The organism is Actinomycetota bacterium, from assembly GCA_019347675.1.
Taxonomy (GTDB): domain Bacteria; phylum Actinomycetota; class Nitriliruptoria; order Nitriliruptorales; family JAHWKO01; genus JAHWKW01.
This window is the reverse complement of record JAHWKW010000020.1, coordinates 1-16,071: the sequence shown is the minus strand read 5'-3', so window position 1 is coordinate 16,071 and position 16,071 is coordinate 1. Positions and strand designations below refer to the sequence as shown.

Genomic DNA, 16,071 nt, shown 5'->3' with positions numbered 1-16,071 from the left:
TCGCTCCGAGCGTCGGGACCGCATGGCACATGATCTGCCGTGGACAAACAGTGAGGACGTCACGGGGCGGCTGATGGTAAGGCCGATCCGGCGGCGACGCTCGCCTGGCGTGGTGATGGCTACGTGGCCTCGCGGCGGCGATCGAGGGCCTCGAGGGTAGGAGCGGCGCTGACCCCGTTGATGACGATCGACAGAAGGACCACCAGGCCGGCGACGGCCCAGATCTCCTCCTTCTGCGCGAACTCGGCCTCTTCCAGCCCGTGCGACAGGTAGTAGAAGGTCGCGATCCCGCGCATCCCGAAGAAGCTGATCGCGGCGCGCTCACGCCACGGGGCGCGGTCGAAACCGATCAGCCCGACCGCTCCCGCAGCCGGACGCACCACCAGCACGATCAGCACGGCAACGACGACGAGCTCCCCGTCGAGCGGGGCGAACAGGCCGCGCGCGATCGCGCCGCCGAACAGCACGAGGATCGCGGACATCAGCAGGCGCTCCGCCTGCTCCGAGAACGTCTGGAGGTATGCGTGCAACTCGTGCCAACGGTCGGACGCGCGGATGGTCACCGCCGCGATGAACGTCGCGATGAACCCGTAGCCGCCGACGTACTCGGTGAGCCCGTAGACGACCAGCGTTGCGGCGAGCGCGCCGAGCCCGGTGACCGTCTTGGCGGGGTCCGTCCGCGCCGGCAGGCTCAGGAGCGTGTGCGCCAAGATCCTGCCCAGGCCGATGCCCAGGAGCACGGAGACGGTCAGCTTGAAGACGACGTCCACGACCAGCCACGCCCCGATCCAGTTGCCGGGCGCGGCGCCGGCGATCGCCATCGCGATCGCCAGGTTGGTATAGGGGAACGCGAGCCCGTCGTTCAGCCCAGCCTCCGACGTCAGCGCGAAGCGGACCTCGTCCTCCTCTCCGGGTCCGGTGAGGTCGTACTCCTCGGTCTCCTCGTCCTCGGCGCCCTCGCCCGGTGCGCCGACCTCCACGTCCTTGCCCATCACCGGGTCGGTCGGTGAGATCGCCGCTCCGAACAGCGCCGCCGTGGCGGGGACCAGCCCGGCGACCGACCATCCCAGCAGCGCGGCCGCCACGATCGTGAGCGGCATGGTGACGCCCAGCAGACGCCAGGTCGGCGACCACGCGCGCAGCCCAGGCGCCCGATCGATCGTCAGACCCGCGGTCATCAGCGAGACGATCACGCCCAGCTCCGTGAGGCGTTCCGTGACGTTGCCCGCCCCGATCGGATCGGGGCTGTCCAGCCCGAGAGGAAGCCAGAACGCGACCAGGCCGATCCCGACCAGCGTCATCGGCAAGGTGAACGGCTTGTCGTGCAGCACGCGGGGCAGGACCGCGGTGCCCAGCACCGCGATGCCCGCGACGATCAGAAGGAGGTCGTAACTCTCCAGCCCCCGTACGCCTCTTCGAAACTCACCAGCCGGCCAGACAGCCGTGGTGACGACAGAGGCTGTGTGCGGCGCTCCTGCGTCCGACGGTGCAGCGACCGGGCGAGCGGGCCACGTCGACGGCGACCATGCGAAGAAGCTAGCCGCGCACGTCGCAGGCTCCAGCTGTCCACGCGACTTCCGACCACGCCCGACTCAGCCCGTGGGTTGCAGCGCCGTGCATGTTCATGCATCATTGGTGCATCGCGCCTCGACGGGGGTCCTGCAGGTGGCACACCGGGTCGGCATCGTCGGCGCCTCCGGTTACGGCGGCGCCGAGCTGCTGCGCCTGCTCGGCGCACACCCCGCCATCGACGTCGTGGCCGTCGCCGCCCACCGTCAGGCCGGCACCCCGATCCGTGACCTGTTTCCCAACCTCGACACCGACGCCGTCTTCGACGCGGTCGACCTCGACCGGCTCGCGGCGCTCGACCTGGTGATTCTGGCCACCCCCCACGGCGCGTCGATCGAGCTCGCAGGCGAGCTGCACACAGCCGCCACCCGGCTGATCGACCTGTCCGGCGCGTTCCGCCTCTCTGCGGAGGACTTCCACGACTGGTACGGCGAGCCCCACGCCCACCCCGACCTCACCCCCGCGGTGTACGGGCTGACCGAGTGGGCCCGCGACGCGGTGTCCACGGCGGAGCTGGTGGCCAACCCCGGGTGCTACCCGACCGCGGCCCTGCTGGCGCTGCTGCCGTTGGGCGAGCTCGTCGAGCCCGGAACCATCGTGGTCGACGCCAAGTCCGGCACGTCGGGGGCGGGGCGCGGGCTGCGAGACGACCTGCACTTCACGCACCTGCACGGGGACTTCACCGCCTACGGCGCCCCGCACCACCGCCACACCGTCGAGATCGAGCACTGGTTCGGCCGGCTCGCCGGTGTGCCCAGCGGGCCGGTGTCGTTCACGCCGCACCTGGTACCCATGGCCCGAGGCGAGCTGGCCACCTGCTACGCCACCGTCCGTGACGGGGTCGGTGCCGACGACGTCCACGGGGCGCTGGCTGATCGGTACCGCGACGAGCCGTTCGTCCGGGTCCTGGATCCGGGGACGTTCCCCCACACCAAGGCGGTGGCCGGTTCCAACGGTTGCCAGGTGTCGGCGACGTTCGACGCGCGCACCCGCCGTGTCCTGGTTGTGGCCGCGGTCGACAACCTCGGGAAGGGCGCCGCCGGGCAGGCGTTGCACAACGCCAACCTCATGCTCGGACTGGACGAGACGCTTGGACTGACGGCCGTTGGCCTGTACCCGTGAGCGGCTTCGGTCCCCGCGACCGCGCCGCGCTCACCAGGACCGAGGGTGGGGTCACGGCCCCCTCCGGTTTCCGTGCCGGGGGGGTGTTGGCCGGGCTGAAACGGTCGGGGCGGCCGGACCTCGCGCTGGTGGTGTCCGACGTGCCCGCGATCGCCGCCGTGGCGGTGACGACCAACCGGGTGCGGGCGGCCCCGTGCGTGATCACGGCCCGGAACGCCGCCGACGGGCACGCCCGCGCGTTGGTGGTCAACAGCGGGAACGCCAACGCCTGCACCGGTCCCGACGGCCTCGCTGCCGCCGAGGCGACCACCGAGGCGGTCGCCACCCACCTGGGGATCGACCCCACCGACGTCCTGATCTGCTCCACCGGGGTGATCGGAGTGCCGCTGGACCTGGCGCGACTGCTGGCGGCGATCCCCCGGGTCGTCGCGGACCTCAGCGACGACGGTGGTGGGCGGGCCGCTCGCGCCATCCTCACCACCGACACGACCACCAAGGAGGTCGCCTACCGCGTCGAGGACGCGACCGGAGCGTGCACGGTGGGGGGCATGGCCAAAGGCGCGGGGATGATCGAGCCGGCCATGGCCACGCTGATCGGCCTGATCACCACCGACGCCCCGCTCACCCCGGCGGTGCTCCGCCCGATCGTCCGCCAGGTCGTGGCGCGCACGTTCAACCGCATCAGCATCGACGCGTGCGGGTCGACCAACGACACCGTCGCGGTGCTGGCCAACGGCAACGCCACGCAACCCCCGACCTTGGCCACCTTCCGCGCCGCCCTGGAGTCGGTCTGCGCGGACCTGGCCCGGGCGGTCGTGGCCGACGGTGAAGGCACCAACAAGGTGGCCGAGCTGCACGTGGTGGGGGCCCGCAGCGAGGACGACGCGGTCGCCCTGGCCCGAGCCGTGGCCGCGTCGACGTTGTTCCGGGCTGCGCTGGCGGGGGCCGATCCCAACTGGGGGCGGGTGCTGGCCGCGATGGGTGCCACCGACGTGGACTTCGACCCCGAGCGGGTGACGGTCCGCTTCGCGGGGGTGACCGTGTGCCGTTACGGGGTCGCGACCGCGTTCGACCGTGGGCAGGCTGCTGCGGCCCTGTCCAAGCGCGACGTGGAGGTCACCGTCGATCTAGGGCTCGGCGCGGCCGAGGCGACGTTCCTCACCGCCGACCTCACCCCCGCCTACGTCCGCTTCAACGCCGAGTACACGACCTGATGGCTCCGATCGCCCCCACCGACGAGCGCGCCACCGCCGCGCAGGCCAAGGCCGTGGTGCTGCGCGAGGCGTTGCCGTGGATCACCCGCTTCCACGGCGCCACCGTCGTGATCAAGTACGGCGGGAACGCCATGGTCGACGAGGAACTGAAGCGCTCGTTCGCCGCGGACGTGGCGTTGCTGCACTTCGTGGGCCTGCGCCCCGTCGTGGTGCACGGCGGCGGTCCGCAGATCAGCGAGGTCTCTGGGCGCCTGGGTCTCCAACCTCGCTTCGTCGCGGGACTGCGGGTCACCGACGAGGCGACCATGGACGTGGTCCGCATGGTGCTGCTCGGGCGGGTCAACCCCGAGCTGGTCCGCCTGATCCAGACGGCCGGCGCCTCGGCGGTCGGCGTGGCCGGCACCGACGCGAACCTGCTGACGGTCCGCCCCGCCGCCGGCCCCGCCGGCGAGGACCTCGGCCTGGTGGGGGAGGTCGACGCGGTCGACCCCGCGGTGCTGCTGCGGCTGCTCGACGACGGGTTCGTCCCGGTCGTCGCGACGGTCGGGCGGGGCGGCGACGGCGTCGACCGCAACGTCAACGCCGACACCGCCTGCGGGGCGATCGCCGCGGCGCTGGGCGCCACCAAACTGGTCTACCTCACCGACGTCCCCGGTTTGTACGACGACTTCGGCGACGCAGGGTCACTGCTGTCGGAGGTCCCGGTCGACCGGCTCGAGGCGATGCTCGCCCGCGACGAGCTCCACGCCGGGATGCGACCCAAGGTCACGTCGATCGTGCAGGCGCTGCACGCAGGCGTTCCCCAGGCCCACGTCCTGGACGGCCGCGTGTTGCACGCGGTCCTGCTCGAGGTCTTCACCGACGAGGGTGTGGGCACGATGATCTCCAGGGGGCCGTGATGGACGCCGCCGCTCACCTCACGCAGCTGCAGGACCGCTTCAACGCGCACCTGCTGCCCACCTACCGCACGCCGCCGCTGGCGTTCGTCCGCGGACGCGGCAGCGCCCTGTTCGACGCCGAGGACCGGGCGTACCTGGACTTCGTGTCCGGTCTGGCCGTGACCAGCCTCGGCCACGCACACCCGGCGGTCACCGCCGCGGTCGCCGAGCAGGTCGCCACCCTGGTGCACACCTCCAACCTGTTCCTCACCGAACCGGCGGTCGCGCTCGCCGAACGGCTCGCGGACCTGCTGGGCTGGCCGGATGGCCGGGCCTTCCTGTGCAACAGCGGAGCGGAAGCCAACGAGGCCGCGATCAAGCTGGCCCGCCGCCACGGCCTGGCGCAGCACCGCGACAAGTACCGCGTCGTCGCCCTGGAGGGATCCTTCCACGGGCGGACGCTGGCCACCCTCGAAGCCACCGGACAACTGGCCAAGCACGACCCGTTCCAGCCGCTGGCCGGGTACGTCGACCACGTCGCCCACGACGACCCCGACGCCCTGCGCGCCGCGGTCGGCGAGGACACCTGCGCGGTCCTGGTCGAGGTCATCCAGGGCGAGGGTGGTGTGCGGGCGGTCCCCGACGCGGTCCTGTCCACCGCGCGCGACGCCTGCGACCGGCACGGGGCGCTGCTGATCGTCGACGAGATCCAGACCGGGATCGGGCGGACGGGGTCGTGGTTCGCCTGGCAGCAGACCGCCATCGAGCCGGACGTGGTGACGCTCGCCAAGGCGTTGGCCAACGGCCTCCCGATCGGGGCGTGCGTCGCCCGGGGCCCCGCCGCCAACGCCTTCGCCCCGAGCCAGCACGCCTCGACCTTCGGCGGCAACCCGGTGACGTGCGCCGCCGCGCTGGCCGTTGTCGACACCCTGGAAGCCGACGACCTGGTCGCCTCCGCCGCGACGGCCGGGAAGCGCCTGGCCAACGCGCTCCGCGGCCTGGTGGGTGCCGTGCCCCATGCGGCAGGGGTGCGCGGGCGCGGCCTGCTCCTCGCCGTGGAGCTCGACCGGCCGGTCGCCGCCTCCGTCGAAGCGGCCTGCCGCGACCGGTTCCTCCTGGTCAACGCGGTCGCCGACGACCTCGTGCGCATGGCCCCCCCGCTGACCGTCACCGACGACGAGATCGAGCTGGCGATCGCCGCGCTGTCGGACGCCCTCGCCTCCGTGGCCCGAGCCGGCCAGGCGAGCTCTTCGGCGGCCGACGCGGACCGCGCCGGCAGCGAGGAGTAGCGTGCGGCACTTCCTCAGCGTGGCTGACCTCGACCGCGACCGGCTCGCCCGCCTGCTCGACGCCGCCGACCGCTTGCGCTCCAACCGCCGCGACGCCGGGGTCGACCACCGTGGCGACCTCGCGGGGCGGACCGTGGTGCTGCTGTTCGAGAAGCCCTCGACCCGCACGCGGGTGTCGTTCCAGGTCGCCGTCGCCGAGCTCGGCGGCCACCCGCTGGCGCTGTCGTCACAGGAGCTGCAGCTGGGTCGCGGCGAGACGCTGGCCGACACCGCAGCGGTCCTGTCGCGGTACGCCCACGCGATCGTGGTGCGCACGTTCGCACAGGACCGGGTCGAGGAGCTGGCTGCCGCGGCGGCCGTCCCGGTCGTCAACGCCCTGACCGACCACGAACACCCGTGCCAGGCGCTGGCGGACCTGCAGACGATCCGGGCAGAGTTCGGTTCGCTGCGCGGCGTGTCGGTGGCCTACGTCGGCGACGGGAACAACGTGGCGCACTCGCTGCTGCTGGCCGGCGGGCTCGCCGGCATGGACGTGCGGGTCGGCCACCCTGCCGGGTACGCGCCTGACCCGGGGGTGGTCGAGCAGGCCCGGACGTTGGGCGGGGCGGTGGCGGTCACCGACGACCCGCTGGCCGCGGTCGACGGCGCCGACGTGGTCTACACCGACGTGTGGGTGTCGATGGGTCAAGGCGACCAGGTCGACCAGCGTCGGGCGGCGTTCGCCCCGTACCAGGTCAACGCCGACCTGTTCGCCAAGGCCGCACCCCGTGCCGTCTTCCTGCACTGCCTGCCCGCCCACCGCGGCGAGGAGGTCACCGGCGAGGTCCTGGACGGACCCGCCTCGCGGGTGTGGGACCAGGCCGAGAACCGGCTGCACACCCAGAAGGCGCTGTTGCTGGCGCTCCTCGCAGACGGCGACGGGAGCGGCTGATGGCCCGCGCTGCCGGCACCGTGAGCAAGCCCGACCGCCAACGCCTGATCGTCGGGCTGCTGCACGACCACGAGGTCCAGTCCCAGGAGCAGCTGTGTGACCTGCTGGCGGACCACGGGGTGCATACGACGCAGGCGACCGTGTCCCGCGACCTCGACGAGCTCGGTGCCGTCAAGGTCCGTGGGGCCTCCGGGGCGTTGGCGTACCGCCTGGCGAGCGATCCGGCGCCCGCGACCGCCCGGGACCGCCTGAGCGACGTCGTGCAGCGCTTCGTGGTCGAGGTGCACAGCAGCGGGAACCTCGCCGTGCTGCGCACGCCACCGGCCGGCGCCGGACCCGTGGCCGCCGCGGTCGACCTCGCCGAGCTGCCCGGCGTGCTCGCCACCGTCGCCGGTGACGACACGGTGGTGGTGATCGCACGCGAAGGGATCGCGGGTCGCGACCTCGCCCGACGCTTCCGGGACCTCGCCGACCTGACCTGAAAGGACCGCTATGCCGACTCCCCGCCTCGTCCTGGCCTACTCCGGTGGGTTGGATACCTCCGTGGCGATCCGCTGGCTCGCCGAGAACAAGGGCTACGAGGTCGTCGCCCTGGCCGTCGACGTCGGCCAGGGCGACGCGGACGCCAACGCCCACACCGGCGGGCTGGACGGCATCCGCCGGCGCGCGCTGGACTGCGGGGCGGTGGACGCGCTGGTCGTCGATGCCCGCGACGAGTTCGCCGAGGACTTCCTCGTCCCCGCGATCAAGGCCAACGCCGTCTACATGGGCAAGTACCCGCTGGTGTCGGCGCTGTCGCGGCCGCTGATCGTCAAGCATCTGGTCCGCGTCGCCCGCGAGACCGGCGCCACCGCGGTGGCCCACGGGTGCACCGGGAAGGGCAACGACCAGGTCCGCTTCGAGGTCGGGACGATGTGCCTGGCCCCCGACCTGCACACCGAAGCCCCCATCCGGGAGTGGGGCCTGTCACGCGACGAAGCGATCGCATGGGCAGTCGAGCGGGACCTGCCCGTCCCGGTGCACAAGGACAGTCCCTACTCGATCGACGAGAACCTGTGGGGCCGGACCGCCGAGTGCGGGATCCTCGAGGACCCCTGGGCGCGGGCCCCCGAGGAGGTGTTCGCCCGGACGGTCAGTCCCCGGGCCGCCCCCGACACCCCCGAGGAGCTCACCGTCACGTTCGCCGAGGGCATGCCGGTGGCCATCGACGGCAAGGAGCTGCCGATCGCACAGCTGATCGCCGAGGTCGACCGCCGCGCCGGCGCGCACGGCGTCGGGCGGATCGACATGATCGAGGACCGGCTGGTGGGCATCAAGAGCCGTGAGCTGTACGAGTGCCCCGGCGCCGTCACCTTGCTCACCGCCCACCGCGACCTCGAGGACGTCTGCCTCGAGCAGGAGCTGTCCGACCACAAGCGCACCGAGGAGGGACGCTACGCGCAGCTGCTGTACAACGGGCTGTGGTGGGGGCCGTTGAAGCGAGCGCTGGACGCGTTCATGGACGAGGCCAGCCGGTACGTCAGCGGCGACGTCCGCGTCGAGCTGTACAAGGGCTCGGCCAACGTGATCGGTCGCCGCAGCGACGTCGGGCTCTACGACGAGTCGCTGGCCACCTACAGCGTCGACGACCGCTTCGATCACACCCAGGCCGAGGGTTTCGTGTCGCTGTGGGGACTGCCGCTCAAGACCTGGGCGCGGCGGGCGCGCGAGACCGGTCAGCTGTGACCGGCCGCCTGTGGGGGGGACGGTTCGCGCAGGACCCCGACGAGGCGGCCTGGCGCCTGTCGGCGTCGACGGGGTTCGACTACCGGCTGTGGCGGCAGGACCTCACGTCCAGCAAGGCGCACGCGCGGGAGCTGGCCCGGATCGGGATCCTCGACGGCCACGAAGCCCGCCGGCTGGAGGAGGCCCTCGACGAGTGCGCCCAGCTGTTCGCGCGCGGTGAGTTCCCCTGGGCAGTCACCGACGAGGACCTGCACGGGGCGGTGGAGCGGTGGCTCACCGAACGGCTCGGTCCCCTCGGTGGGAAGCTGCGCGCCGGCCGGTCGCGCAACGACCAGATCGTCAACGACCTCAAGCTGTGGCTCCGCGACGCCTGCGCTGACCTGGTCCACGCGATCGCGGACCTCCAGGAGGTGCTGGCCGACCAGGCCGACGCGCACCTGGACTGGATCGCTCCCGGTTACACCCACCTGCAACGCGCCCAGCCGGTGCTGCTCAGCCACCACCTGCTGGCCTACCTGTGGATGCTCGACCGTGACGTGGGGCGGCTGCGTGACTGCGCCCGCCGTGCCGACGAGTCGGTGCTGGGTGCCGGTGCGCTCGCCGGAACCACCCTGCCGCTGGACCCGGCCGGGTACGCCGCCGCGTTGGGGTTCAGTCGTGTGACCCACAACTCCATGGACGCGGTGGCCTCCCGCGACTTCGCGCTGGAGTTCCTGGCCGCCGCTGCGCTCCTGGCCACCACGCTGTCGCGGATCGGTGAGGAGCTCGTCGTGTGGAGCTCAGCCGAGTTCGGTTTCGTGCGCGTCGCAGACCCCTTCTGCACCGGGTCGTCAATCATGCCCCAGAAACGCAACCCCGACATCGCTGAGCTCGTCAGGGCCAAGTGCGGGCGGATCGTCGGCGACCTGGTGGCGCTGCTCACGACCGTGAAGGGGCTGCCGCTGACCTACAACCGCGACCTGCAGGAGGACAAGGAGCCGGTGTTCGACGCGGTCGACACCCTGCAGGTGACGCTCCCGGCCGTGACCGGGATGGTGGCCACGCTGGAGTTCGACCGTCAACGGCTCGAGACCGCGGCCGCGGGCGCCTCGTCGCTGGCCACCGACCTCGCGGAGGAGCTCGTCCGGCGCGGGGTGCCCTTCCGCGATGCCCACGACGTCGTCGGTGAGCTGGTCCGCCGTGCCGAATACGACGGCCGCGACCTGCAGGACCTCGACCCCGCCGAGCTCGCCGGCGCCCATCCGGCCCTGGACCGATCGGTGGCCGATCTCCTCGACGTCCGCCAGGCGGTCGAGCGCCGCAGCAGCACGCTGGGGACCGCCACCGCGTCGGTCGCAGCGCAGCTGACCGTCGCGCGGGAGGTCATCGCCGCCAACCGCGCCGGCGGCCACTAGATGCCCACCAACGCCGACGTCGCCCGGCTCCTGCACGAGCTCGCGATGCTCACCGAGCTCGAGGACGGCACCCGCCAGTCGTTCCGTGCCCGGGCCTACCACAACGGGGTCCGGGCGGTCGAGGCCTGCCCTCACGACGTGACGGCGCTCAACCAGGCCGAGCTGACCGCGCTGCCGGGCATCGGGCGGGCCATCGCCGCCAAGATCGCCGAGTTCGCCGACACGGGGACGATCGCCCGACTCGAGGAGCTGCGAGACCGGTACCCCCCCGGCTACCTCGAGCTGATCCGTGTTCCGGGGATCGGGCCCAAGACGGTGGCGCTGCTGCACGAGCATCTGGGGATCCGCAGCATCGACGACCTGCGCGCGGCGGTGGCTGCCGGCCGGCTCCGTGACGTCCCGGGGCTGGGCGTGAAGACCGAGGAGAACATCGCCGCGAACATCGCCAAGCTCGGCCTGACCGGCAAGGAGCGGCGGACCACCATCGCCGACGCCCTGCCCGTCGCCACGGAGGTGACCGCGTTGCTGCGCCGGGTCGACGACGTCGACGAGGTCGCCTACGCCGGCTCGCTGCGCCGCTTCCGTGAGACCGTCGCCGACGTGGACGTGGTCGTGGCGGCCGTCGACCCGACGCCGGTGATGGACACGTTCACGCGGATGGCGATGGTCCGGGAGGTGGCTGCACGGGGGGACAAGAAAGCGACCGTGGTCACGGCACGGGGGCTGCAGCTGGACCTGCGCGTCGTTCGACGCGAGGAGTTCGGCGCCGCCCTGCAGTACTTCACCGGCTCGCAGGCGCACAACGTCCGGGTCCGGGAGCGGGCCGTCCGACGCGGGTGGAGCCTCAACGAGTACGGCCTGTGGGAGACCGACACGGGCAGGCTGCTGGCGGCGCAGACCGAGGAGGACATCTACGCCGCCTTGGACCTGCAGTGGGTCCCGCCGGGGATGCGCGAGGACGTCGGCGAGGTCGCCGCCGCCGCGGCAGATGAACTGCCACGCGTGGCGTCGGTCGCCGACCTCCGCGGCGACCTCCACGTCCACACCGACCTCTCCGGCGACGGACGCAACACCCTCGACGAGATGGTCGATGCGGCGCTGAGCCGGGGGTTGCGGTACCTGGCGATCACCGACCACGGCGAGGATCTGCGCATCAGCGGCGTGTCGGCCGACGACATGCTCGCCCAGCGCGAGCGGATCGCCGCACTCAACCGCCGTCACGCCGGGCGGATCAGGGTCCTGCACGGCTGCGAGCTGAACATCGGCGCGGACGGCGACCTCGACTACGACGAGGAGTTCCTGGCGAGCTTCGACTGGACGGTCGCCAGCGTGCACAGCCACTTCCGCCGCGACCGGGCGGCGCAGACGAACCGGGTCCTGACCGCCATCCACCATCCGGCCGTGCGCTGCATCGGGCATCTGCAGGGTCGCCGGATCGGACGTCGCCCGGGGATCGACCTGGACGTCGACACGATCCTGGACGCGGCCGCAGCCACCGACACCGCCATCGAGATCAACTCCCATCTGGATCGCCTCGACGCCTCAGCCGAGGTGCTGCGCGCCGCCCGGGGCGGCAACGTCACGTTCGTCGTCAACAGCGACGCGCACCGCATCCGCGAGTTCGACAACCTCCAGTTCGGGGTCCGGCTGGCCGAACGCGGCTGGGTGCCCGCCGACCGCATCGCCAACACCTGGCCGACCGACCGTTTCCTGGACTGGGTCGTGGCGAGCCGACGCCGCGGGGCTGCCCGGTGACCGTCACAACCCGGTGAGCGACTACGGCCAGCTGCACGCCCGCCGGGCGGTCCTCGACCGTGCCTTCTACGACCGTCCGGTGCTGCAGGTCGCCGCCGACATCCTCGGCAAGGTGGTCGTCCGCCGTGAGGACGACGGCAGCCAGACGATCGCCCGGCTGGTGGAGACCGAGGCCTACCACCAGAGCGACCCGGCCAGCCACTCCTACCGTGGCCGGACCCCCCGCAACGAGGTGATGTTCGGCCCTCCCGGTCACCTCTACGTCTACTTCACCTACGGCATGCACCACTGCATGAACATCGCGTGCGAGGCTGAGGGCGTCGCGGCGGCTGTGCTGTTGCGCGCGGCGGTCCTGCTGGCCGGACACGACTACGTCCGTCCACGCCGCAGCGCAGTCGACCGTGACCGTGACCTGCTGCGTGGCCCCGGCCGGCTGACACAGGGCCTGGCCGTCGCCGCCGACCACAGCGGCGTCGACGTGACCGACGCCGGTTCCCCGCTCCGCGTCGAGGACGACGGGTGGCGCCCCGCAGACGATGCGGTGGTCACCGGGCCGCGGACCGGCATCCGGCTCGCCGCCGACCAGCCGTGGCGGTTCTGGGTCGCGGGGGTACCCGAGGTCAGTCGCTACGCCCGCCATCCCCGCGCGGGCAGTTGACGTCCGCGTGGTTGCGGCGACGGCTACCGCGGGTAGGCGCGGAGCACGACCACCGAGTGGAGGCGCTCACGGCTGCCCGCGGGCGGGTCCTGCTCCCACACGCGCCCCGGGCGGGCGTCGGGTGGGCACCCGTGCTCCGGGCAGACGTACAGCGACTGCACCACCCACGCTTGGGACTCCAGCCGCGCCACCGCCGACTCCAGCTCGAGCCCGACCACGTCGGCGACGACCGCGTGCTCGCGAGGGTTGACCGACACCCAGATCACGAGCTTGCCCACCGACGGGTCGACGCGGCCGCCTGCCAGGGGCTGCTGGCCGGTGACGTACCCGGGCGGGTACACCTTCGACGCCACGGGGCGCTCCTCGACGACGAAGCCCTTCGAGCGCAGCAGTCGCAGTGCGGTTGCGCGGGTCAGACCGGTCACGTCAGGCACGTCGTCGACCGGTGGGCCGGTCGGTTCGGTGCAAAGCTCGGTCGGTTCGGTGCCGCGCAGGTACTCGCGGGCCTGCACGAGCTCCGGTGGGGTGTAGGGGTTGGGCAGGCAGTTGCGGGAGATGTCGACCTCGACGGTGACCAGGGACACCTCCGGGACTTCGAACTCGCGGGGCGGAGCGTCGGCCAGCGCCTCCTTGGCGAACGCGGCCCAGATCTGCGCCGGCCAGCGGCCGCCTTCCACACGGATGCGGGTGCGGGGCGGGACCATGGCGATCTTGCCCTCGGCGAACCCGATCCACACGGCGGCGACCAGATCGGGGGTGTACCCCACGAACCAGGCGTCGGTCGACCCGTCGGTGGTGCCGGTCTTGCCCGCCTGGGGCCGACCGATCGCGGCGTTCACCCCGGTCCCGCGCTGGACCGCTTCCTGCAGGGTGCGTGTCACCAGGTGGGCGACCGCTTCGTCGAGGACCTGGTAGGACTCGGCCTGACGCTCGTGGACGACATCGCCGTCCGCCGTCTCGATCCTGGCGATCAGGTGGGCGGGATGACGCCGACCGAGCGCGGCGAACGGCTGGTAGGCGGCGGCCAGGTCCGCCGGGGAGACCTCTCCGGCTCCCAGCGCCAGCGCGCACACGGCGGGAAGCTCGCCCTTGATGCCGAGGTTGCGGGCCGTGGCCAGCAGCGTCTCGGGGCCCAGCTCCGCGGCCAGTCGGGCGTAGACGGTGTTGACGCTGTGGATGGTCGCTCCGCGCAACGTCACCGGCCCGAACGCGCGGTGGTCGTAGTTCGACGGTGACCACGGGCCTTGCGGTCCCCGGCAAGCCGGGTCGGGGATGGTCACCGACGACCCGCCAGGGAAGGTCCGCTCCAGGGCGACACCGCGGGACAGGGCGGCGGCCAGCACCACGGGTTTGAACGCCGAACCCGGCTGGCGACGGCCCTGAGTGGCGAGGTTGAAGCGGGCGTGGGGGCCGTCTTCGTCGTAGAAGTCACGTCCACCGACCAGCGCCCGGACCGCGCCGCTGGCAGGGTCGATCGCGACCAGCGCGGCGGAGGGGTCATCGGGTTCGGCCAGGACCCCGGCGATCGCCGCCTCGGCTTGGTCCTGCATGCGCAGATCGATCGTGGTGTGGATGCGCAAGCCGCCCGTGTACAGCGTCGCCAGGCGCTCGTCGGGGTCGTCCCCCAACGCCGCGAACGCCCCGTCCTCGTCGCGGGCGATCAGGCGGCGGACCTCCTCGACGACGTAGGGAGCGCGGTGGCGCCGGTCGGTTGGCAGCGGGATGAGGTCCAGGGGCTCGTTCGCCGCTTCGGCGGCGGCCGTGCGGTCGAGCCGCCCGGTGGCGACCATCGCGTCGAGCACGTGGGCGCGCCGCTCGCCTGCGGCCTGCGGTCGGGTGTGGGGATCCCACCGGGCGGGCGAGGCGATCAACCCGGCCAGCAGTGCCGACTGGGCCAGTGTGAGCGCGTCCACCGGCCGGCCGAAGTAGCGTTGGGCCGCGGCGTGCACGCCGTACGCGCCGTGGCCGAAGTAGATCGTGTTGAGGTAGCGCTCGAGGATCTGTTCCTTGGAATGGTGCTGCTCGAGCTGGTACGCGAGCGCCGCCTCCTTGAGCTTGCGTTCCGCGGTACGCGCGGGACCCAGCATGGTGTTCTTGACGTACTGCTGGGTGATGGTCGACCCGCCTTCCTCCACGGCGCCGGCTTCCACGTTGCGCACCGCCGCTCGGGCGATCGCGGGGACGTCCACACCGCGGTGCAGGAAGAACCGCCGGTCCTCGACGGCGATCACCGCCGCGACCAGCTCGGCGGGCACCCGGTCCAGTGGGACGGCCTCGCGGTCCTGCTCGGCGTGCAGTGCGGCCAGCACCGTGCCGTCGGCCGCCAGCACGTGCGAGGTCTGGGGTTGCTGGACGAACGCGATCGGGTCGCCGGGTTCCAGGACGACGACCTGCGCGCACGCAGCGCCGACCAGGGCGACCCCCGCCGCCACGAGCCGAGCCTGTCCCAACCCCCGCATGCCGCGGCAGCGTACGCAGGTGCCCCCCCCGAGCAGCGAAGCCGACGCGTCGCGGACGGTCGCGGGATCGGCTCGGGGGGCGGGAACATCCGTCCCGCGGGGCGTGTTGGACAGGGAGCAGGGCACGAAGTGGGGTGGGGAAGACCCGCACCGCCGTGTGCCCGGAGCGGACTCACCAGTGGGCGTCGTGGCGGTTGTCGCCCCGGTACCCACCAGGTAAGGTCCGCGCGCCGGCGGCCACGACAACGGCCCCGGCGCGGCGGGGATCGCCCGACGGGGCGCAGAACCCGGTTGACAGGCGAGAGACGTCACGGTAACGTTTTCTGTCCGGCCCGACGTGCGCGTCGGGCCGCAGAGTCTCGGCGCTGAGGCTCCCGATCGGGAGAGGGGGCGCCGAAGCGGACGCGCGTGACCACGGCGGAAGCCGGCTCCAAAGGGAGCGGAACCCGCGACGGTCACCAGACCCGATCCTTGAAAACTGCATAGCGTGCCAAAAGCCAGTGCACATGACCCCGTCCTTGGGAACCGCGTTCAGCGGTGAAACTGAGACGGTCGTTGTATCCCGTGGCATCCGAGGATGACCACGGACCCATAAAATGGAGCTGTTATCCAGCTCTCCTTCGCATCGAATGTCCGTACTGGATATATCGATCGTTCAACGGAGAGTTTGATCCTGGCTCAGGACGAACGCTGGCGGCGCGTTTAACACATGCAAGTCGAGGGACGAAGCCACCCTTCGGGGTGGTGGAAACCGGCGAACGGGTGAGTAACACGTGAGGAACCCACCCTGCGCTTTGGGATAACCCCGGGAAACCGGGGCTAATACCGGATATTCTCTCCGGATCGCATGATCTGGACAGGAAAGCTCCGGCGGCGCAGGACGGCCTCGCGGCCTATCAGCTAGTTGGTGAGGTAACGGCTCACCAAGGCGACGACGGGTAGCTGGAGTGAGAGCTCGTACAGCCACACTGGGACTGAGACACGGCCCAGACTCCTACGGGAGGCAGCAGTGGAGAATCTTGCGCAATGGGCGAAAGCCTGACGCAGCGACGCCGCGTGCGGGAAGAAGGCCTTCGG

12 protein-coding genes and 1 rRNA gene are annotated in these 16,071 nt (G+C 72.0%); 11 read left to right on the top strand and 2 right to left on the bottom strand.

Annotation, left to right across the window (positions count from 1 at the left end):
* Positions 1-119 precede the first annotated feature (119 nt).
* Positions 120-1,400, bottom strand: a complete 1,281-nt coding sequence (locus KY462_13430) for a cation:proton antiporter (GenBank protein MBW3578713.1) — start codon at positions 1,398-1,400, stop codon at positions 120-122.
* Between the two features lie 265 nt (positions 1,401-1,665).
* On the opposite strand from KY462_13430, the gene argC reads away from it, so the two are divergent.
* Genes argC through KY462_13380 form a run of 10 tightly spaced genes read left to right on the top strand, consistent with a single transcriptional unit; the run spans position 1,666 to position 12,535 of the window.
* The gene (argC, locus tag KY462_13425; protein ID MBW3578712.1) at positions 1,666-2,691 is read left to right on the top strand and encodes an N-acetyl-gamma-glutamyl-phosphate reductase; all 1,026 of its coding nucleotides are present in this window, start codon (positions 1,666-1,668) and stop codon (positions 2,689-2,691) included.
* Complete coding sequence (gene argJ, locus KY462_13420; protein MBW3578711.1) at positions 2,688-3,905, top strand: bifunctional glutamate N-acetyltransferase/amino-acid acetyltransferase ArgJ; 1,218 nt, start codon at positions 2,688-2,690, stop codon at positions 3,903-3,905. Before argC ends, argJ begins: the two co-directional genes overlap by 4 nt.
* On the top strand, positions 3,905-4,804 hold the full coding sequence (gene argB / locus KY462_13415; protein MBW3578710.1) for an acetylglutamate kinase: 900 nt from the start codon (positions 3,905-3,907) through the stop codon (positions 4,802-4,804). The genes argJ and argB overlap by 1 nt, the downstream gene beginning before the upstream one ends.
* Positions 4,804-6,072, top strand: a complete 1,269-nt coding sequence (locus tag KY462_13410) for an acetylornithine transaminase (GenBank protein MBW3578709.1) — start codon at positions 4,804-4,806, stop codon at positions 6,070-6,072. Before argB ends, KY462_13410 begins: the two co-directional genes overlap by 1 nt.
* 1 nt (position 6,073) lies before the next feature.
* Positions 6,074-7,003: an ornithine carbamoyltransferase gene (argF, locus tag KY462_13405; protein MBW3578708.1), complete on the top strand. Its 930-nt coding sequence runs from the start codon at positions 6,074-6,076 to the stop codon at positions 7,001-7,003.
* Positions 7,003-7,485: an arginine repressor gene (locus KY462_13400; protein ID MBW3578707.1), complete on the top strand. Its 483-nt coding sequence runs from the start codon at positions 7,003-7,005 to the stop codon at positions 7,483-7,485. Before argF ends, KY462_13400 begins: the two co-directional genes overlap by 1 nt.
* A gap of 10 nt (positions 7,486-7,495) precedes the next feature.
* Complete coding sequence (locus KY462_13395) at positions 7,496-8,728, top strand: argininosuccinate synthase (protein ID MBW3578706.1); 1,233 nt, start codon at positions 7,496-7,498, stop codon at positions 8,726-8,728.
* Positions 8,692-10,122, top strand: a complete 1,431-nt coding sequence (gene argH, locus KY462_13390; protein ID MBW3578705.1) for an argininosuccinate lyase — start codon at positions 8,692-8,694, stop codon at positions 10,120-10,122. Before KY462_13395 ends, argH begins: the two co-directional genes overlap by 37 nt.
* Positions 10,123-11,877, top strand: coding sequence for a DNA polymerase/3'-5' exonuclease PolX (gene polX, locus KY462_13385; protein MBW3578704.1), 1,755 nt, complete (start codon positions 10,123-10,125; stop codon positions 11,875-11,877).
* Between the two features lie 31 nt (positions 11,878-11,908).
* Positions 11,909-12,535 carry a DNA-3-methyladenine glycosylase gene (locus KY462_13380; GenBank protein MBW3578703.1) on the top strand — a complete coding sequence of 209 codons (627 nt, stop codon included), beginning with the start codon at positions 11,909-11,911 and terminating at the stop codon, positions 12,533-12,535.
* Between the two features lie 23 nt (positions 12,536-12,558).
* Here KY462_13380 and KY462_13375 read toward each other — a convergent pair whose 3' ends face one another.
* Positions 12,559-14,967 carry a PBP1A family penicillin-binding protein gene (locus KY462_13375; protein MBW3578702.1) on the bottom strand — a complete coding sequence of 803 codons (2,409 nt, stop codon included), beginning with the start codon at positions 14,965-14,967 and terminating at the stop codon, positions 12,559-12,561.
* A 682-nt stretch (positions 14,968-15,649) separates the two neighbouring features.
* Here KY462_13375 and KY462_13370 point away from each other — a divergent pair.
* Positions 15,650-16,071 (top strand): 16S ribosomal RNA (locus tag KY462_13370); the annotation flags it as partial.

Coding starts and splice junctions, on each gene's coding strand:
- argB (MBW3578710.1), top strand. CDS start 3,905: ATGGCTCCGATCGCCCCCACCGACGAGCGCGCCACCGCCGCGCAGGCC.
- KY462_13410 (MBW3578709.1), top strand. CDS start 4,804: ATGGACGCCGCCGCTCACCTCACGCAGCTGCAGGACCGCTTCAACGCG.
- KY462_13400 (MBW3578707.1), top strand. CDS start 7,003: ATGGCCCGCGCTGCCGGCACCGTGAGCAAGCCCGACCGCCAACGCCTG.
- KY462_13395 (MBW3578706.1), top strand. CDS start 7,496: ATGCCGACTCCCCGCCTCGTCCTGGCCTACTCCGGTGGGTTGGATACC.
- polX (MBW3578704.1), top strand. CDS start 10,123: ATGCCCACCAACGCCGACGTCGCCCGGCTCCTGCACGAGCTCGCGATG.